A 17,328-nucleotide genomic window follows, 5' to 3' on the forward strand; every position below is an offset into this window, starting at 1 on the left:
CCATTGCCCGTTTTTTGCTTACATGTTCGGATAGTTTGGACCGTCGCCGCCCTGCGGTGTGGTCCAGGTGATGTTCTGGCTGGGATCCTTGATGTCGCAGGTTTTGCAGTGAACGCAGTTCTGGAAGTTGATGACGAATCGCGGGCCGCCCTCATCCTCGACCACTTCATACACGCCCGCAGGGCAATACCGCTGCGCCGGCTCGTCGTATTTGGGCAGGTTGACCTTCACGGGGATCTCGGGATCGGCCAGACGCAGGTGGCAGGGCTGGCTTTCCTCGTGGTTTGTCGCTGCGAACGAGACATTCGTCAGACGATCGAAAGACAGCGTTCCATCCGGCTTTGGGTAATCGATTGGCTGGTGCTTGCTGGCATCCTCGGTCGATTCCGCGTCGTTCTTGCCATGGCCCAACGTGCCAAACAGCGAAAAGCCAAACGTGTTGGTCCACATGTCCAGACCACCCAACATCAGGCTGGCGGTCAGACCCCATTTCGACCACATCGGCTTGACATTACGAACCTTCTTCAGGTCGGAGCCAATCGCGCCATTGCGAACTTCGGTCTCGTAAGCCGTCAGCTCATCGCCCGAACGCTCGGCCTTGATCGCTTCGAAAGCAGCCTCGGCCGCAGCTTTGCCCGACAGCATCGCGTTGTGGTTGCCTTTGATGCGCGGCACGTTGACCATGCCTGCCGAACAGCCCAACAGCGCCACGCCCGGCGCGACCAGTTTCGGCATCGACTGATAGCCGCCTTCCGTAATCGCACGGGCGCCGTAAGCCACGCGCTTGCCGCCTTTCAGCAGATCGGCCACCATGGGATGGTGCTTGAAACGCTGGAACTCCATATAGGGGTACAGATACGGGTTCTTATAGTTCAGGTGAACCACGAAACCGACGTAAACCTGATTGTTCTCAAGGTGATAGATGAAGGATCCGCCGCCTGCGTTGCTGCCCAAAGGCCAGCCCATCGTGTGCGTCACGCTGCCTTCCTTGTGCTTGGCAGGGTCGATCTCCCAGATCTCTTTCATGCCGACACCATATTTCTGCGGCTCTTTGCCGGCAGACAGGTCGTATTTGGCGATCACTTCCTTGGACAGCGACCCGCGCACTCCTTCTGACAAGAAGACATATTTGCCGTGCAACTCCATCCCCGGTTCGGTGTTGGGGCCATAGGAACCGTCTGCCTCAAGGCCAAAAACGCCTGCTACCACGCCTTTGACTTCGCCATTGTCGCCATAGACCATTTCCGAGCACGCCATGCCCGGAAAAATCTCGACACCCAGTTCTTCGGCCTGTTCCGCCATCCAGCGGCACACATTGCCCATCGAGACGATGTAGTTGCCGTGGTTGTGCATCAGCGGCGGCATCGGGAAGTTCGGGATACGGACCTGGCCTGCTTCTCCCAGCATGTAGAACTTGTCGTCCTTCACGGGCACATTCAGCGGCGCGCCTTTTTCCTTCCAGTCCGGGATCAGCGCGCCCAGACCACAGGGATCTAGAACCGCGCCCGACAGGATATGCGCGCCAACCTCAGACCCTTTTTCCAGAACGACGACGTTCAGGTCGGCATCCAGCTGTTTCAGACGGATGGCCGCCGACAGGCCTGCAGGACCTGCACCCACGATCACCACATCGTATTCCATCGCTTCGCGTTCAATCTCGGCCATCGCGGGCTCCCTAGCTAACTTTCCGAATTGGCGCTGTCACCGCATGATCTGCGCAATTTTGTTTCACGGCTGATTACATGGTCGGAAAGACATTGGTCAATCGAAACACGGCGTAACAAGGGCGCTATTCGACACATCACCCCTCTGGTGCATCCCCCATCAGGTACCTGGGACCGCTACCATGCGATTTTGCCCGGTCATCGGGGTTGTAGAGCGCGCATTTCGGCAGGCTCAGACACCCGCATCCGATGCAGCCATCCAGATTGTCGCGCAACCGCTTTAGGGTGTCGATTCGCTGATCCAGATGGGCCCTCAGCTGTACGCTGATCGCCTTCCAGTCCTGAGGCGTCGGCGTGCGGTTTCCGGGCAGGCCCGACAGCACCCGCCGGATTTCCGGCAGCGTCAGGCCGAACTGCTGCGCAATCATGACAAAGCTCAGCCGCCGAATATCGGCCCGCTGATAGCGCCGCTGTCCGCCCGCGTTGCGCCAGGGCGAAATCAGACCCTGCGCTTCGTAATACCGAATGGCCGACACGGCCAGACCTGTGCGCCGGGCCAATGCGCCAATCGCCAGCCCCTCTGATGCCGCCATCAAACCCTCATGAAAAATTCCTTGACCTAAAGTTAGGTTTAGAAATTACGCTGAGTCGGGACAAGCCAAAAAACACAGGAGATCCCATGATGGCGACGCTTGAACACACCAACTTCACTGTCCGCGACCCGAAGGCCTCGGCCAATTGGATGCAAAAGGTCTTTGGCTGGAAAACCCGTTGGGAAGGCCCCGCAATTGCCGGCGGATACACCGTGCATGTCGGTTCGGCCCATACGTATCTGGCACTGTACAAACCTGACGACCCGAAGCAGTCGGATGAAAGCAGCTATGATGTAATCGGCGGGCTGAACCACGTGGGTGTTCTGGTCGAAGACATCGATGCCACCGAAGACAAGGTTCGCAAGGCAGGATTCGAGCCCCACAACCATGCCGATTACGAACCAGGGCGCCGGTTCTATTTCCGTGATGACAACGGGATCGAGTTCGAAGTGGTGCAATATGATTGAGATGATTTGGCTTTGCACCCCATCACAGCGTTGGCGCAGGTCGCGGCATCCCGATCATCGGCACAGGCCCCACCCCAAATCAAAACGGCGCGAAGTCGCGAATTGATCGCTGCTGACGCTGTCACCTCTTGCAATTCACGTGGCATTTGGGTCAGGTAACTGCCAATCTAACATTCGCCCCGACGCTCCTGTGCGGCGGGGCGACTCAATTTATGCGTGGACGTAGAGAGTATGGAAAAGATCCCGATGACGCCTGCGGGCAATGCCGCGCTCGAGGCTGAGCTGAAGAACCTCAAATCCGTTGAACGTCCGGCGATCATCGAAGCCATCGCCTCGGCGCGCGAGCTGGGCGACCTGAAGGAAAACGCCGAATATCATTCTGCCCGTGAAAAACAGGGCTTCATCGAAGGTCGCATCAAGGAACTGGAAGGTATTCTGTCGCTGGCTGATGTCATCGACCCGGCAAAATTGTCGGGTGCGGTCAAATTTGGCGCAAAAGTCACATTGGTCGACGAAGATACCGATGAAGAAAAGACCTGGCAGATCGTCGGTGAATACGAGGCCAATATCGAAAACGGCCTGCTGAACATCAAATCCCCCATCGCCCGCGCCCTGATCGGCAAAGATGAAGGGGACAGTGTCGAAGTGCGCACACCCGGCGGCGTGCGCTCTTACGAAATCCTGAGTATCGAGTACGCCTGACCGGAGCGCATGTAATGTCGGGGCCAAAACCTGACCCGGAAACCGAAAAGCCGACGTCGCTGGGCATCTATGATCGCCCGAAAACTCCGGCTGTCACCGAAATCGAGATTGCCGCACTGGTGCTCAGCCTGATCTGGCTGGTGGTGTCGGTCGTCTTTCTCGTGCTGCCCGGTCAGGGGCAGAACGGTGGCTTTGTCGTCGCCTTTCTGGCCGTGTTCATGCCCGTGGCGATGATCTGGGTTGCGGCCACCGCGATGCGCGCCAGCCGGGTGATGCGAGAGGAAAGTGCGCGGTTGCAAACGGCAATCGACGCGATCCGGCAGACCTATGTGGCGCAGCAGCAGCGCGCCTCCAGCACCTATGAACCTGCGGTGACCAAAAAGCTGGATGAAATCGCTGCGGCCACACGGAAAACCGAAGACGCCCTGGCAACGTTCTCGACCAAACGCACGGCGCGTTCTGCCACGGCCGCGCAGAGTTCCTCTCAGGACGACCAGACCTCGTTGGAACTGGGCACACCTGCGGAAGAGATCACACCGCCGCTGAGTACCGAGGTTTTCATCCGCGCCCTGAACTTCCCCGAAACGCAGGATGACACCGAGGGTTTCAATGCGCTGCGTGTTGCATTGAAGGACCGCAAGACGGCACAGCTTGTGCAAGCTTCGCAGGATGTACTGACGCTGCTCAGCCAGGAAGGCATCTACATGGATGACCTGCGGCCCGACAAGGCCCGGCCAGAAATCTGGCGCCAGTTCGCCCAGGGCACACGCGGGCGCGCCGTGGCGGCGCTGGGGGGCGTGCGCGACAGATCCTCACTTGCGCTGACGGCAGCCCGGATGAAACAGGATCCGATTTTCCGCGACGCCGCGCACCATTTCCTGCGTCGGTTTGACAAGATGATGGCCGAGTTCGAACCCACGGCAAGCGATGCGGAACTGAGTGAACTGGGTGAAACCCGAACGGCCCGCGCGTTCATGTTGCTGGGTCGCGTGGCGGGCACGTTTGATTAATCCGGCCCGACAATCCACGACATTTTGGTCGCGCTGCTGAAATTGAACAGATACTTCAGCGGTCCGGTTTTTTCTTGACCCATGGGCTGGAATCCCTCGCGCTCGTAAAGGCTGCGGGCGCGGGGGTTCGTGTCGATGACATCAAGCTGAACCTCTGACATGTTGCGGTTGCGGGCCTCGGACTTGATGGCATTCAGCAATGCCGTGCCCACTCCTTTGCCGCGCGCCTCGGCAGCGACAAAAATACCATCCATCTGGAACACGCCCGGTTTCAATTCGCGCTCCAGCACGCTCAGAACCGACGCGCGCCAGGTCGCCCCGAACCAACCATAGACCTGCGCCAGACCAGACATATTGCCCCCCGCAAAAGAGCCGTCACGTGTCTTGAAACCTGCCAGACCCAGTATCCGGCCCGTTTTATCCCGTGCAACCAGCGCGAAATCCGGGTTCAATGCGATTTCAAAGAAAGCCAATCCTTTTTCGTCCGGCCCCATGACTTTGCCCAGTTTTGCCGCAAATGCCTGCCAGAACAGTGCCGCCGTTTGCGCGCGTTCCTGATTGGCGAACCCTCTTGAAATCGTGACCGTCACAACCCGAAACTTCCATACGGAAGGAACCGGACCATATCGCCCGGTTTGACATGGCGCGCACCGTCCTCGATTTCGACCAACCCTTCAGCCCAGCTGAGGCCACTGATCCGGCCTGATCCTTCCGAGTGGAAAACCTCGGCCCGCCCATCCCGCATTCTTGCTCGCAGATATTCCCGGCGACCGGGCTTCTTGCGCTTTTCAAAGGCGGCAGGCACTTCGAAACCTTGCGGTTCAGCCCAGCCTTCGCCGGACATCAGCCCCAAAGCCGGACGCGCGAAAATCAATGTACAGACCATGGCGGCAACCGGATTTCCGGGCAGGCCAAACACCGGCACGCCAGACCACAAACCCAAAGCCAGCGGCCGCCCGGGTTTCAACGCAATGCGCCAGTGCTGCATCGCTCCGGCCTGACGCAACAGCGCCGAAACATGGTCTTCGTCACCCGCTGACGCGCCACCACTGGTCAAAATCACATCCGCCTGTTCCGCGGCCTGATCCAATCGATTCCGCAAGGCGTCCCGATCATCCGAAACACGCCCCATATCCACGGGTACGAACCCCATACGTTCGATCAATGACAGCAGCATCGGGCGATTGGCGTCGAAAATCTGACCCGGACCAGCGCTCTCTCCGGCTTCGACCAATTCATCACCCGTAGAGACCACGGCCACGCGAAGCGGTTTGCGCACGTTGACTTCGGCGATCCCCACGGCAGACAGCAGCGCAAGATCGGCAGGGGTCAGCCTGCGCCCGGCAGGAAGGGCGATATCGCCTGCGGTCACATCTTCTCCCGCGCGCCGTGTGTTGGCGCCTTTTTTCAGCGGGCCGTGGAAGGCAATGTGGCCGTCGTTGACCGTGACATCCTCTTCCAGAATGACCGTGTCGACACCGGCAGGCAGCGCCGCCCCCGTCAGCACGCGCAAGGCCCGACCTTCAGGCACGTCACCGTCGAACGGGATCCCTGCCGCCGCGCGCCCGTCAATCAATGGCATGATCTGTGGGCCATCAGCGACGGGACCGGCAAACCCGTACCCATCCACGGCCGTATTCGGTTGCGGCGGGTTCGAACGTCGGGCGACCACATCCCCAGCCAGAACGCGCCCGCATGCCTTGGTCAGCGCCATCGTCTCAGATGCGGTAATCGGGTGCAGCCTGTCACGCAAACAGGCCAGCGCCTCATCCACCGGTGTCCAGTTGACCCCGGCGGGCAACGCGAAGCAATCGTTCCGCAACGGGGGCGGGGCTATGTTCGGCTTGTCCTGAGGCACACCCAATATCCAACCTTCCTCTGCCGCTGAGATGTTCAATTGCGCATCCAACTCCTGCTCTGTCAAACGCGACAGAGTCAAGGCGACCTGTTTAACCTGCCAGGCATCCTTGATCCGCCCATCCGGTACCGCGCCAAGGGTTAAAGACGGCCAGATTTCCACGAAGGCAACAGGTTTATCCAGCGGCTCGTACGGCCAGACCGAGATTTGCCCGGCAAACCGGCGGCGAAGCCGGTTCAGAATCGGCAGCCCCATCATGACTTGGCCGCCAACCGCGCCTGCCCCTGCCATCTGCCAGCAGGTGAAGCTTCCTTTTGCCAGAGTCTCAACGACACGACGGTTCGGGAACGGGTTTGAATAGTCCGATTTAGTACGCGGCAGGCCGTCAATATCTCGGCGCAGTCCATTCATCCAGAACGGGCCACGGCCGCCAAACTGAAGGTTGATCCGACCCGCCAGATCAAAGCGGTTGTTGGCCTTCGGGGAATCCTCGACATGTTGGTCGAACCAATCCCACAACGCCAGCGGATCGTCCGTTCCGGTCATCGCCCGCGCGAAGCCGCATGGATATCCAAAAGGAAAATCGAACCCAAGAAGCAGGCGGCGACCGGCCTTCAGTTCGGCGCGGATCAGAGCATCCAACCTCTGCTCGGCTATCTGCCTGTTGCGCAGGTATTCGGGGTCAAGCGCTTTTCCGTTTCGTACAATGCAGGCCCAGATCGCATCCTTGCGCGGGGTCGGCCCGGTGTCGTTTCCGCCAGACCAATCCACCATTGCAAAGGTCTGGAACAGACTCACAAACCGACCTCTTTCAGGATGAAGTCAGCAATCCCGACGGTATAGTCCAGATCATAGACCGGGCGGTCCAGATCCAGCGGAGTGTCGCTGGCCACCGCGCGGATGGTGCCATTTTCCGGTGCCATCAGCGCATGGCCCGCCGCGGCGCGATACGCTTCGATCTTGGGGTGGTCCTCGCGCTTGAAGCCTTCGACCAACACCAGATCGACCGGCGAGAGCCGCGCCAGAAGCTCGGCCAGCGGCGGTTCAGGCGCGCCCCGCAATTCCTGCATCAAAGCAATGCGTTGCCCCGAGGCAAGCAGCACCTCGCTGGCCCCCGCAACGCGGTGCCGGTGACTGTCCGTGCCCGGCTGATCCACATCGACGCTGTGATGCGCGTGCTTGACCGTAGAGACCGTAAAGCCCCGGCTGGTGATCTCGGCCACCAGCCGTTCCATCAGCCCGGTTTTGCCGGCATTCTTCCAGCCCGTGACACCATAGACCCTCATGCCTGCTCCAACAGTGTTCGGGCACGATCCAATTCTTCAGGCGTGTTGACGTTGAAAAACGGATCAAACGGGTCGGCGCTGAACAATGCCTCGCGTCCTTCATGTTTGTCGGTCCACAGCACCACCTTGCGCAACCCGTCCATCAGCGCCGCCCGCAGATCATCGCGCAGGGCCACGGGCCAAAGCCCGAATGTCGGGTGTCGGTTGACTCGCTTGCCGCCACCGGATTTCAGCGCCTCGTCGCCCGAACGCGGCGTGGTGGCCAAGACCAACGGGTGTACCTGCCCTTCCGCAGCCTGCGTCAGTCGCGTAACCAGATCGCGCGGGAAAAATGGCGTATCCGCGGCAGCTGTCACGATGCTGTCCGCCCCCTGCTCTGCCGCCCAGTCGAGCCCGGCCAGCACACCGGCCAGAGGCCCAGCGAACCCTTCGATCGTGTCAGGCAGGACGGGCAGGCCCAGATCAGCGAAGCGCTCAGGGTCGCCATTCGCGTTCAACGCCAGCCCACTTACCTGTGGGGACAAACGGTCAACCACATGGGACAGCAGGCTCTGCCCCCCGATCTGCAACAGGCCCTTGTCGCCGCCGCCCATACGGGTGGCCTGCCCGCCTGCAAGAATGACGCCAAGCGGTTTCGTCATGATGGGTCCTCGATTTCCGGCCATTTTTGGAATTTCTCCAGCGGTGTGAAAATCCAAACCCCACTACCCGCACCCAGCAAAATGAAACACAGGCTCACAGGAAGTCCGGAAAAGTCGGCCAAAACATGGCTCAAGCGAATGAAAGCGAAAAAGAGCACCAAAACCGCCACAGGCGCGAAAAACAACCAGAAAAAGCACCGATACCTGCGAAGTGATCGTCTGATTTCATCTGGCAAAACGACTGAGTCTGGCAAACCTTGAAGAAGGATACGTTGCAATACGGCGCTTTGTTTTTGCACCGCCAATCCCCAAGCTGCCCATCCCATCCGGAAGGGGGCAAACAGGTCGAATGTGCCGATGTAATCTCTTGCCTCCCACCCCAATCGATCCAGAGTTTCTTCGTCCAACCGTGCCATGCCCTCTACGATTGCCCGTTTGCTGCGTGCGTAGTTTCGCGCAGCAAGAATGCTCAGCGGCAAGATACTGACTGCAACGACAAAAAGGAAAAAAAGTCTAAGGGTTTCCAAAATCATCCTGCACTTTTCCGGCGGTGTTTCCTGTCTTCGACAGCAACGGTTGACGGGTCCACGTCGCGCAGCAGGCGATCCTCACCCGACAGGCAGACAAAGCGCTGGCCGCGCATCCGCCCGATCAGCGTCAGCCCGACCTCGCGCGCGATCTCGACGCCCCAGGCGGTGAAGCCCGAGCGGGAGGCCAAAACGGGGATTCCCATCATCGCCGTTTTGATCACCATCTCGGATGTCAGGCGACCGGTGGTATAGAGGATCTTGTCCTCCGCCGCCTCATTCTCGGACAACATCCAGCCGGCAATCTTGTCGACGGCATTATGACGGCCCACGTCCTCCATATAGACCAGCGGGCGGTTTTCACGGCACAGGACCGTGCCGTGAATCGCTCCGGCTTCGAGGTACAGCGACGGAGTGCGGTTGATCTTCGAGGCCAGATCATACAGCCACGAGGTGCGCACCTGAACCTGCGGTAGCTGCACGTCTTCTAGCCCCTCCATCATGTCGCCAAACACAGTACCCACGGCACACCCGCTGGTGCGGGTCTTTTTCTTCAGCTTGTCCTCATACGATGTTTCGCGCGCGGTTCGGACGATCAAGGTTTCAAGATCGTCGTCATATTCCACGCGCGTGATTTCGTCATCCGACAGCAGCATCCCCTGATTGCGCAGAAAGCCCAGCGCAAGATATTCGGGATAATCGCCAATCGTCATCGCCGTCACGATTTCCTGCGAGTTGAGGAAGATCGTCAGCGGGCGTTCCTCGACCACAGATATCTGGCTGATTTCACCGTTCTGGTCCACACCCTCAACCGCTCGGGTCAGGCGCATCGCACCCGGATCAGGGGCGATAAGATAGTCCGACAGATCGAATTCCGTGGCCAATTGCAACCCCTTCCCAAGACAGTTACTGCTGCATGAATTACCATAGGATTTAGCCATGGCCTCTGCCACATCCAAGTCATACTTCTGGAAAGGTTTTCGGGACGGGACGCCGTTTATCTTCGTCGCCGTGCCCTTTGGCCTTCTGTTTGGTGTTTTTGCGACCGAAGCCGGGTTGACCCTTGTCCAGACGATGGCCTTTACATCGACCGTTTTTGCAGGTGCCGCGCAATTCGCGGCGTTGCAATTGTTGCAGGACAACACCCCGACCGTGATCATCATAATCTCGGCGCTGGCCGTGAATCTGCGTATGGCGATGTATTCCGCATCACTGACACCTTACCTGGGTTCCGCGCCCATGTGGCAGCGTGCCTTTGCGGCATATCTAACCGTGGATCAATCTTATGCCTGCTCGATCGTGCGGTTCGAGAAAGAGCCCGACCTGTCAGTGCCACAACGCATGGCCTATTTCGTGGGCTCTGTCACGCCGATCACACCGCTTTGGATTCTGAGCACTTATCTGGGCGCGGTGCTGGGTGCGCAAATACCGGAAAGCTGGGCGCTGGATTTTGCCTTGCCGATCACCTTTCTGGCCATGATAGGGCCGATGATGCGGACCTTTGCACATGTGGTCGCGGCCCTTGTGGCCATCACGGTATCGTTGTTGACCGTCATAATCCCGTTCAATCTGGGTCTGCTTATCGCCGGATGCGCTGGAATGGTTGCCGGAGCACAAGCGGAACTGATCCTCGAACGCAGAAAGACGCGACAATGACACAGCCCGCTTCCGTCACCATCTGGACCATTATCATCGGGCTTGCCATCGGCAGCTATGCGCTGCGCTTTGTCTTTATCGGTTTTGTGGGTGATCGCCCGATGCCGCCTTGGCTGCTGCGTCACCTGCGATATACAGCGGTGGCCATCCTTCCCGCATTGATCGCACCGCTGGTCGTTTGGCCCTCTGCCACCGAAGGGCAGCCTGATCTGCCCCGTATGTCGGCGGCAGCCGTTGCCCTGGCGGTCGGAGTGATCAGCAAAAACGTGATAGCGGCCATCTTTTCCGGGGCCGCCACGCTCTATGGTCTGCTGTATCTACTGAGTTGAGGAAGCGTTCAGCTGGTTGAGACGCGCATTGTTTGCCGCCAAACCTTTTTGCAGATCCGCATCGTCATTTTCCCGGTATTCTTCGGTCACGACGCCCGGAATCTGCGCGAACTGCTCCGACAATTTCACCGGATAGAACGTCACATCGATCTGCTCGAACCCCGGCACCTGTTTCAAAAGTTGCGATGTCGCATTGGTGCAGAACGCGCCGGCGACCGGACCGGATTGCTTTGCCAGTTGCAAGGCGATTTCAGCCTGTTGCGGGCTCACCTGGATGGTCTGTATGCGGGCATAATGCGTCTCGCGCGCGTGCGAGCTGCGATAGGCCCGCTCGACCGCCGGGGTAATGCCGTAAAGCACATCATCATTCACCGGAACCACATCCGCCCGGAACGAACCGGCAGGGTCAAAGATCACCCTCTCGCTGCCCGAAATCATCAGCGACGTATGTGCGCCCGATCCGGTGCGGGTGCTGATCATCGTGTACAGCGTCAGCGTCGATGGCCCCGGATCACGGTAGGACCGGGACACGATTTCGTTCCGATCCGCCTGCGGACGGCTTGAATTGGCGCAACCCGCCACTGTCGCTGCCAGAAAGCAGGCAATCAATATCCTGAGCAAGTCAGCCCCCGAAACGATTAGGAGGCGAATACCGCCAGGAACAGGCACAGAAAGGCAATGGCGACCACACACCACGTGGTGGCTTTGATGAAACCATTGAATGTCTTGGTTTGGACCGTGATGTCCATTTCGCCGTGCTTGTATTCAGCCATGAGTCTCAGATTCCCAATTCGCGTGTTTGATCTGTTGGATAATAGAAAACACAACGCCTGTCACCACGTCTTTCACACGCAAGATGCGCTTACTTGAGAACCGAGCAGCCGGGATACCCGAACCCCCACCGCCAGGGCAGGCCGCTGCACGGCCCGCCACCGAATCGCACCGCCCCATACATTGCATCCGCAGTTATCGCGTGCACGCTGCGAATCTGGTCAGGTGTCATGTCGTACCGGTCGGCATAATCTTCTGCATGGCGGTCTCCGTGCTCTACCACACAGGCGTGCAAGGCGTCATCCGCAGCCAGACGTGCGTCAAAGCTTTCCTCGACCGTCTCCGCTCCTCCTGCATTGTGATAAGCCCGGTCATGGGTCACGCAGCAGTACTCCCACGGGGGGTGCTCTTGATACAGCTCGCCAACTTGTGGGAACTGCTTTGCCACCCAGCGCCAACTGGCTGACAACCCGCCCGAACAGCCATCGGTTTCAAACGACGTTAGTTCGGCGCCCTCGCTTTGCTCGATCAGGGCGCGGTGGCCCGGCATTTCAATTCCGCGCATCAGATCCTGCGCCCATGCCGACAGCGGCAGCATGGCCAGAATCAGCGCCAGTTCAAGGGCTTTCATCGCGCATCGCCTCTGTATCGACCTGCAATCCGAACGTAGTGGCCAGCCACAGCAACAGCCGCTCGCCCGGCCCCATTTCAGCGCGTACACGTAAAACCTCATTGGCCATGGCCGGACGGTCAGTGATCAGACCATCCACCCCCATCGAGGCCATTCTGGACATCTGCAACGGATCATTCACCGTCCAGACGTAGATATCCTTGCCCGCGTCCTGCACCTTGCGGATCAGCCCGGGTGTCACCATGCCTGCATTGACGGCGACAAATTCGCCTTCCAGCCCCGACAGATCTCCAATGGCCGTGGCCGCCAGCACACCAGAGCGCCAATCGGGCCGCAACTTTTCCATCTTTTGCACGGCCGGGTATTTCAGCGACATGGTGGCAACGTCGTTCTGCATCCCAAGTTCTTCGACAAGGCCGATCACCCGATTTTCCAGATCGACGTCGTGACCATAATATTTCAGCTCGATAAGAACCTTCGACTTACCTTTGGCCGCTTCCAGTACCTCTCGCAGGGTCGGGGTCCGCTCTGCGGCGTATTCCGGTCCGAACCAGCTTCCGATGTCGATATCAGCCACATCCTGCATGGTCGCATCCCAGACCTTCAGGTTGACGCCGGCCAATTTCATGAAATCGCTGTCATGGGCCACGACAACCACATCGTCCGCCGTTTCCTGAACGTCTATCTCAACCCAGTCCGCACCATCTTCTATCGCTTTCAGGACCGAGGCCATTGTGTTTTCAGGTCGCAAAGCCGCAGCGCCCCTATGGCCGATGACCTCGGCTTGATCCGGCGCCTGCACGCGTTCCAGTAAGCTTTGCCCAAGCCAGAAGCCCACGCCCAACGCGGCCAAGGCCGCCACGACAGTCACAAGAACCGGCACGCGGATCCTTCGGGGTTCGGGATGGGGAACGTCCTTGGTCTCAGCTTCAAAGAAACCGTCCAGCAAGACCGCCAATGCGCCCAGCGCCGTGGCCGCCAGAACCAACCCCGCCAGGGACCAAAGCCCCGCAATGATCAGGCTGAGGATCAATGCCAGTCTGAGGCTGCCGCCTTCCTGCAAGGGCACAACCGCAAACAACAGACTGGCCACCGCCGCAATCAGAGCCGCAATCAAAAGCCGCAGTCCCAGCCAAAGGGCAAGCTCGATCTTCAAACGCCCTCGCTTGCCTTCCATCTTTTGTTCGCTTTTCGCGAATGCTCCGCGTGGTGAGGCCCCCTCGAACAGGACCAGATGCAACGCCAGCGCCCATCCCGACAGTCGGCGGATCAACACCCATGCCAATGCAAGAACGACAAGCCCGATCAGAACCACGGCCACCTGAAAGGCCGGAGGGTGGAATGTCAGGTAATAATTGATGTCATATTCCGTCAGCGTCCACCATGCGATCAACCCCGCGATGGCCACAAACGGCAAGGCGAGCAGCAGAACGCGCAGGATGAACCGAACGGCAAATCCGAACAGCGCCGGAAAGCGGGACAGGTTCAGTGCCAGTGCCGCGCTGCCTGCGCGCCAGGGGTCGTTTTCTCCCATACGCAAGGACCCGGCCATGACCGCGAACACAAGCACCTCGGCCAGCAAGAACAGACTGAGCACCGCAACACCCGCGATGAACCCTGCCGGAGACAGCAGGAACATCGCAATGTCCTGATCGGTCAGAGCGGTCTGATTTGACAGAGAGACCGCCAGATTGACAGCCACAGCCACACCCGGCGCGATCAGCGCCACCAGCAGCAAGCGCACAGCGATATAGATTGGCACAAAGACCCGGCGCCGTTCCCAGGCACCTGCATAGGCATGTGTTACTGCTTGAAAAAACCTTGTCACGTGTGCGCCTCCGGACTGATGCAGTCATTCAAAGGCGCGCAAGCGTGAATTGCAAGTCAGCTGTCTTCCAGATCCGCCGCCAGACGGAAACCGATGCGGTTGGCGGGTTTGTCCTCGACCGATTTGGGCAAGGCGCGCAGCATCACGTTCAACTGGCTGACATGCTGCACCAATTGCGTGCGGGCCCCGGTTCCGTCAGATCCGTAAAAGGTGATCACGTCGGGGTCGAAATACCCCATCCCTTCGATTCGCATGACGCCGGCATCGCCGCCGGTAAAGCCCATGGCGACTTCGTGATCGCCGTCCAGAGTCTTTTCAAAGTTCTGGATATACATGATCAGACGCTCGTAAGCCCATTGCGCCGGGCTTTTGTTGGCAACAGGCTTCTTCAACCCCTCGGGCAGGTCCTTGGTTCCGGATTCGGCATTGGGATCCGCGTGCACCTCGTGACACCGCGGCAAAGCGGCGGCTTCGGCGGCCTCGGCCGAGGTTTCGATCTGGTCCTGCATTCTTCTACCCTTTGCGCTGATACAGCCATGCCCCGTCAGCGCGTTGCGTCCGGGTTACCGCACCAATGTGGTAGAGATGATTCACATGCGCAACCGCCTCAACCAGCGCAAGCCCATATTCGCCTTCGCGGATCGTGCGTTTGAACAGTGGCAGAAAACAATCCGCGGCCGCTCTGGGTTGATCCAGATGCTTCAACAGGCGGTCCAACGCGCCGTGGTGGTTGTCGATCAGCTGTTTCATCCTCAGCGGCAGGCCCGAAAACGGCAGCTTGTGCCCGCCCAGAACCAGATGATCGGGCCGGGCAAGCGTCTGCAACCGCTCGCAGGCTTCCAGCCACGCTGAAACCGGATCGGCCATCGGTTCCGTGGCATAGACGCCCAGATTGGGACTGATCGAGCCGAGAATCTGATCGCCGCTCAACACCAGATTGTCGTCACGGCTCCAGAAAGTGGCGTGTTCCGGCGCGTGGCCATTGCCCATATGCACATCCCAGTCGCGCCCTCCCATTCGGATCACGTCGCCCTGCTTGATCCGGGCAAAGCCCAGCGGCATGGGGTAAACCGTGTCGGCAAAGTTGAACGGACGATCCTTCATCCGCGCATTCAGAACCTCGGGCGCCATGCCGGCGCTGCGATAGAAATCAAGCGTTTCCTGTGGCCATGTCTCTTGCACATCCAGCGTCAGCATCCGCGCGAACAGCCATGAGGTGCGGCTTGTGACCAGCTCGGCCCCGTGTTCCGACTGAAACCACCCGGCATTGCCGACATGGTCAGGATGATGATGCGTCACCACCACACGGGTGATCGGTTTGCCTTTCAAAGGCCCGCCCATCAGGGTTTCCCAGATACGCCGCGTCTTGTTCGACGACAGCCCGGTGTCAATCACCGTCCAACCTTCACCATCGTCCAGCGCGTAGATATTGACGTGATCCAGCGCCATCGGAAGAGGCAGGCGCATCCACAGTACACCCTCGGCAACCTCGACGGCTTCACCCAGCGCGGGCGGTTCCGCCCACGGATATCTGATCCCCGATACGCGATCCCCGTCCATCACGCCGCCAACTCATCGGGGCTGAGCGAAAAGAGGTCATCCGCGCCGCTTTGCACCCGCGCCAGAAGCCCGGAATGCTCGGGCAACAGGGCGTTGATGTAGTAGCGCGCCAATTTGGCCCGTGGTCCTTCCGGATCAGCCAGAGCCGCGGACAGGTGATAATGCCCGCCAAGAACCCGGGCAAACGCCTGAAGATAGGCCGTTGCGCCTGCAAATCGGTCGTTCATGTCGTCTTGCGCCACCAACCATTCGGTTGCCTCGCGCAGGGTTTCTGTTGCCTCCCACACTGGACCGGCCAGATCGGGCATCGTCGTACGCGCGTGCTCGGCCTGTTCTTCGATCTCGTCCAGAAGGTTCGACGCCGCCTCGCCCCCGTCCATCATTTTGCGCGCAACAAGGTCCATGGCCTGAATGCCGTCGGTTCCCTCGTAAATCGCGGTCACGCGAACATCGCGGGAATATTGCGCCGCACCTGTTTCTTCGACAAAGCCCATGCCGCCATGCACCTGTACGCCGGTTTCGGCCACGCGTATCCCGGTCCGGGCCCCAAAGTTCTTGCCGATTGGCGTCAACAACGCGGCCCGCGCGGCCCAATCGGCGTCGCCGGTGGCTTTCGCCATGTCAATCGCGGTCGCGTTGGCCAGAAGAATCGCCCGAGCTGCAAAGATATCGGCGCGCATATCCATGATCATGCGACGCACATCCGCATGATCGATGATCGTACCAGAAGGCGTCCTGCCCTGCTTGCGTTCCAGCGCATAGGCCAAAGCGTGCTGATAGGCGCCTTCTGCAACGCCCACACCTTGGCCACCCACGCCCAGGCGGGCGTTGTTCATCATGGTGAACATGGCCGCCATACCACCATGTTCCTTACCCACAAGCCATCCTTTGGCGCCGTCATATTGCATCACGCAGGTGGGTGATCCATGCAGCCCCATCTTGTGTTCGACGGAAACAACCTTCAGGTCGTTGGCCACGCCGGGATTGCCATCCGCATCGGGGATGTATTTCGGCACCAGAAACAAGGAAATGCCCTTGGTGCCTGGCACACCGTCCGGCAGACGGGCCAGAACCAGATGGCAGACATTTTCAGCAAAGTCGTTGTCGCCCCAGGAGATGAAGATCTTCTGCCCGGTCACCGAGTATGTGCCATCACCATTTGGCTCAGCCTTCGAGGTCAGCGCACCCACATCCGATCCGGCCTGAGCTTCGGTCAGGTTCATGGTAGCAGACCATTCACCCGAAATCATTTTGGGCAGATACAGTGACTTCAATTCGTCGCTGGCGTGGTGTTCCAACGCCTCGATCTGGCCCTGCGCCATCAGCGGAGCAAGTTGCAGCGACAGGCAAGCGGCGCTCATCATCTCGTTCACGGCAGTGGTGACAGCCATCGGCAGGCCCATTCCGCCAAATTGGGGATCAGCGCTGATCCCGATCCACCCGCCTTCGGCAATCGCCTTCCAGCCATCGGCATAACCCGGAGAGCTGCGGAGCACGCCATTCTCAAGCCGCGCCGGTTCCAGATCACCGGCACGCTGCAACGGGGCCAGAACCTCTTCGCTCATCTTGGCGGCTTCGGTCAGGATGGCCGTGACGACATCGGCGCTGGCATCTGCAAAAGTCTCGGTGGCGGCGACCTGGTCGAACCCGACGACATGTTGCAGCAGAAATTGATAATCTGAGATTGGGGCGCGATATGGCATGATTTCTCTCGGGGTCTAACGGATCAGAATACATCGGCGGGCTTGGAATCAAATGCAAGCGCCGGTAAGCGTGTGGGCCTGAACCGATTACGTACCTTACCT

20 protein-coding genes are annotated in these 17,328 nt (G+C 59.4%); 5 read left to right on the plus strand and 15 right to left on the minus strand.

What is annotated here, in order from left to right; all coding sequences use genetic code 11:
• Nucleotides 1-18: 18 nt before the first annotated feature.
• On the minus strand, nucleotides 19-1,665 hold the full coding sequence (locus tag GOW09_RS16960) for an electron transfer flavoprotein-ubiquinone oxidoreductase (RefSeq protein ID WP_171119727.1): 1,647 nt from the start codon (nucleotides 1,663-1,665) through the stop codon (nucleotides 19-21).
• Nucleotides 1,666-1,801: 136 nt separating this feature from the next.
• Complete coding sequence (soxR, locus tag GOW09_RS16965; RefSeq protein WP_171119728.1) at nucleotides 1,802-2,257, minus strand: redox-sensitive transcriptional activator SoxR; 456 nt, start codon at nucleotides 2,255-2,257, stop codon at nucleotides 1,802-1,804.
• Between the two features lie 86 nt (nucleotides 2,258-2,343).
• On the opposite strand from soxR, the gene GOW09_RS16970 reads away from it, so the two are divergent.
• From GOW09_RS16970 to GOW09_RS16980, 3 genes are all read left to right on the plus strand, one after another.
• Entirely contained in the window at nucleotides 2,344-2,724 is a 381-nt protein-coding gene (locus GOW09_RS16970) for a VOC family protein (protein WP_152456795.1), read from the plus strand.
• A 231-nt stretch (nucleotides 2,725-2,955) separates the two neighbouring features.
• Nucleotides 2,956-3,426 carry a transcription elongation factor GreA gene (gene greA / locus GOW09_RS16975; protein WP_170346321.1) on the plus strand — a complete coding sequence of 157 codons (471 nt, stop codon included), beginning with the start codon at nucleotides 2,956-2,958 and terminating at the stop codon, nucleotides 3,424-3,426.
• A 14-nt stretch (nucleotides 3,427-3,440) separates the two neighbouring features.
• Nucleotides 3,441-4,436 carry a hypothetical protein gene (locus tag GOW09_RS16980; protein WP_171119729.1) on the plus strand — a complete coding sequence of 332 codons (996 nt, stop codon included), beginning with the start codon at nucleotides 3,441-3,443 and terminating at the stop codon, nucleotides 4,434-4,436.
• On the opposite strand, the gene GOW09_RS16985 is transcribed toward GOW09_RS16980, so the two are convergent.
• The 6 genes from GOW09_RS16985 to GOW09_RS17010 are packed head-to-tail and all read right to left on the minus strand — an operon-like array spanning nucleotide 4,433 to nucleotide 9,638.
• The gene (locus GOW09_RS16985) at nucleotides 4,433-5,026 is read right to left on the minus strand and encodes a GNAT family N-acetyltransferase (protein WP_367397109.1); all 594 of its coding nucleotides are present in this window, start codon (nucleotides 5,024-5,026) and stop codon (nucleotides 4,433-4,435) included. The genes GOW09_RS16980 and GOW09_RS16985 overlap by 4 nt on opposite strands.
• A complete protein-coding gene (glp, locus tag GOW09_RS16990) occupies nucleotides 5,023-7,068 on the minus strand; it encodes a gephyrin-like molybdotransferase Glp (protein ID WP_171119830.1) in 2,046 nt (681 codons plus the stop codon). Before glp ends, GOW09_RS16985 begins: the two co-directional genes overlap by 4 nt.
• A gap of 20 nt (nucleotides 7,069-7,088) precedes the next feature.
• Nucleotides 7,089-7,580 (minus strand): molybdopterin-guanine dinucleotide biosynthesis protein B, encoded by a 492-nt coding sequence (mobB, locus tag GOW09_RS16995; RefSeq protein WP_171119730.1) that lies wholly within the window; start codon nucleotides 7,578-7,580, stop codon nucleotides 7,089-7,091.
• Nucleotides 7,577-8,221, minus strand: a complete 645-nt coding sequence (gene mobA / locus GOW09_RS17000; RefSeq protein WP_171119731.1) for a molybdenum cofactor guanylyltransferase MobA — start codon at nucleotides 8,219-8,221, stop codon at nucleotides 7,577-7,579. The genes mobB and mobA overlap by 4 nt, the downstream gene beginning before the upstream one ends.
• A complete protein-coding gene (locus GOW09_RS17005; RefSeq protein ID WP_171119732.1) occupies nucleotides 8,218-8,754 on the minus strand; it encodes a hypothetical protein in 537 nt (178 codons plus the stop codon). The genes mobA and GOW09_RS17005 overlap by 4 nt, the downstream gene beginning before the upstream one ends.
• Nucleotides 8,751-9,638, minus strand: a complete 888-nt coding sequence (locus tag GOW09_RS17010; protein WP_171119831.1) for a formate dehydrogenase accessory sulfurtransferase FdhD — start codon at nucleotides 9,636-9,638, stop codon at nucleotides 8,751-8,753. Before GOW09_RS17010 ends, GOW09_RS17005 begins: the two co-directional genes overlap by 4 nt.
• A 49-nt stretch (nucleotides 9,639-9,687) precedes the next feature.
• Here GOW09_RS17010 and GOW09_RS17015 point away from each other — a divergent pair, with 49 nt between their 5' ends.
• Nucleotides 9,688-10,404 carry an AzlC family ABC transporter permease gene (locus tag GOW09_RS17015; protein ID WP_171119733.1) on the plus strand — a complete coding sequence of 239 codons (717 nt, stop codon included), beginning with the start codon at nucleotides 9,688-9,690 and terminating at the stop codon, nucleotides 10,402-10,404.
• Nucleotides 10,401-10,733, plus strand: a complete 333-nt coding sequence (locus GOW09_RS17020; RefSeq protein ID WP_171119734.1) for an AzlD domain-containing protein — start codon at nucleotides 10,401-10,403, stop codon at nucleotides 10,731-10,733. The genes GOW09_RS17015 and GOW09_RS17020 overlap by 4 nt, the downstream gene beginning before the upstream one ends.
• On the opposite strand, the gene GOW09_RS17025 is transcribed toward GOW09_RS17020, so the two are convergent.
• The 7 genes from GOW09_RS17025 to GOW09_RS17055 all read right to left on the minus strand — a co-directional run bounded on the left by GOW09_RS17025 (nucleotide 10,722) and on the right by GOW09_RS17055 (nucleotide 17,226).
• Nucleotides 10,722-11,354, minus strand: a complete 633-nt coding sequence (locus GOW09_RS17025) for a hypothetical protein (RefSeq protein ID WP_171119735.1) — start codon at nucleotides 11,352-11,354, stop codon at nucleotides 10,722-10,724. The two genes, GOW09_RS17020 and GOW09_RS17025, sit on opposite strands and share 12 nt — an antisense overlap.
• Before the next feature lie 17 nt (nucleotides 11,355-11,371).
• Nucleotides 11,372-11,506 carry an aa3-type cytochrome c oxidase subunit IV gene (locus GOW09_RS17030; protein ID WP_117870443.1) on the minus strand — a complete coding sequence of 45 codons (135 nt, stop codon included), beginning with the start codon at nucleotides 11,504-11,506 and terminating at the stop codon, nucleotides 11,372-11,374.
• A gap of 89 nt (nucleotides 11,507-11,595) precedes the next feature.
• Nucleotides 11,596-12,135 (minus strand): hypothetical protein, encoded by a 540-nt coding sequence (locus GOW09_RS17035; RefSeq protein WP_171119736.1) that lies wholly within the window; start codon nucleotides 12,133-12,135, stop codon nucleotides 11,596-11,598.
• The gene (locus GOW09_RS17040) at nucleotides 12,122-13,963 is read right to left on the minus strand and encodes a glycerophosphodiester phosphodiesterase (protein WP_171119737.1); all 1,842 of its coding nucleotides are present in this window, start codon (nucleotides 13,961-13,963) and stop codon (nucleotides 12,122-12,124) included. Before GOW09_RS17040 ends, GOW09_RS17035 begins: the two co-directional genes overlap by 14 nt.
• A 56-nt stretch (nucleotides 13,964-14,019) precedes the next feature.
• The gene (locus GOW09_RS17045) at nucleotides 14,020-14,472 is read right to left on the minus strand and encodes a DUF6173 family protein (RefSeq protein ID WP_171119738.1); all 453 of its coding nucleotides are present in this window, start codon (nucleotides 14,470-14,472) and stop codon (nucleotides 14,020-14,022) included.
• Nucleotides 14,473-14,476: 4 nt separating this feature from the next.
• Entirely contained in the window at nucleotides 14,477-15,523 is a 1,047-nt protein-coding gene (locus GOW09_RS17050; protein ID WP_171119739.1) for an MBL fold metallo-hydrolase, read from the minus strand.
• Entirely contained in the window at nucleotides 15,523-17,226 is a 1,704-nt protein-coding gene (locus tag GOW09_RS17055) for an acyl-CoA dehydrogenase (RefSeq protein ID WP_171119740.1), read from the minus strand. Before GOW09_RS17055 ends, GOW09_RS17050 begins: the two co-directional genes overlap by 1 nt.
• Nucleotides 17,227-17,328 lie beyond the last annotated feature (102 nt).

Origin of the sequence: Ruegeria sp. HKCCA5463, assembly GCF_013034175.1 — a bacterium.
Classification (GTDB): domain Bacteria; phylum Pseudomonadota; class Alphaproteobacteria; order Rhodobacterales; family Rhodobacteraceae; genus Ruegeria.

What these genes read in the sequence shown, in the direction of transcription:
- GOW09_RS16960 (WP_171119727.1), bottom strand. Translation starts at nt 1,665, where the DNA reads ATGGCCGAGATTGAACGCGAAGCGATGGAATACGATGTGGTGATCGTG.
- soxR (WP_171119728.1), bottom strand. Translation starts at nt 2,257, where the DNA reads ATGGCGGCATCAGAGGGGCTGGCGATTGGCGCATTGGCCCGGCGCACA.
- GOW09_RS16970 (WP_152456795.1), top strand. Translation starts at nt 2,344, where the DNA reads ATGATGGCGACGCTTGAACACACCAACTTCACTGTCCGCGACCCGAAG.
- greA (WP_170346321.1), top strand. Translation starts at nt 2,956, where the DNA reads ATGGAAAAGATCCCGATGACGCCTGCGGGCAATGCCGCGCTCGAGGCT.
- GOW09_RS16980 (WP_171119729.1), top strand. Translation starts at nt 3,441, where the DNA reads ATGTCGGGGCCAAAACCTGACCCGGAAACCGAAAAGCCGACGTCGCTG.
- glp (WP_171119830.1), bottom strand. Translation starts at nt 7,068, where the DNA reads ATGGTGGATTGGTCTGGCGGAAACGACACCGGGCCGACCCCGCGCAAG.
- mobB (WP_171119730.1), bottom strand. Translation starts at nt 7,580, where the DNA reads ATGAGGGTCTATGGTGTCACGGGCTGGAAGAATGCCGGCAAAACCGGG.
- mobA (WP_171119731.1), bottom strand. Translation starts at nt 8,221, where the DNA reads ATGACGAAACCGCTTGGCGTCATTCTTGCAGGCGGGCAGGCCACCCGT.
- GOW09_RS17005 (WP_171119732.1), bottom strand. Translation starts at nt 8,754, where the DNA reads ATGATTTTGGAAACCCTTAGACTTTTTTTCCTTTTTGTCGTTGCAGTC.
- GOW09_RS17015 (WP_171119733.1), top strand. Translation starts at nt 9,688, where the DNA reads ATGGCCTCTGCCACATCCAAGTCATACTTCTGGAAAGGTTTTCGGGAC.
- GOW09_RS17020 (WP_171119734.1), top strand. Translation starts at nt 10,401, where the DNA reads ATGACACAGCCCGCTTCCGTCACCATCTGGACCATTATCATCGGGCTT.
- GOW09_RS17030 (WP_117870443.1), bottom strand. Translation starts at nt 11,506, where the DNA reads ATGGCTGAATACAAGCACGGCGAAATGGACATCACGGTCCAAACCAAG.
- GOW09_RS17035 (WP_171119736.1), bottom strand. Translation starts at nt 12,135, where the DNA reads ATGAAAGCCCTTGAACTGGCGCTGATTCTGGCCATGCTGCCGCTGTCG.
- GOW09_RS17045 (WP_171119738.1), bottom strand. Translation starts at nt 14,472, where the DNA reads ATGCAGGACCAGATCGAAACCTCGGCCGAGGCCGCCGAAGCCGCCGCT.
- GOW09_RS17050 (WP_171119739.1), bottom strand. Translation starts at nt 15,523, where the DNA reads ATGGACGGGGATCGCGTATCGGGGATCAGATATCCGTGGGCGGAACCG.
- GOW09_RS17055 (WP_171119740.1), bottom strand. Translation starts at nt 17,226, where the DNA reads ATGCCATATCGCGCCCCAATCTCAGATTATCAATTTCTGCTGCAACAT.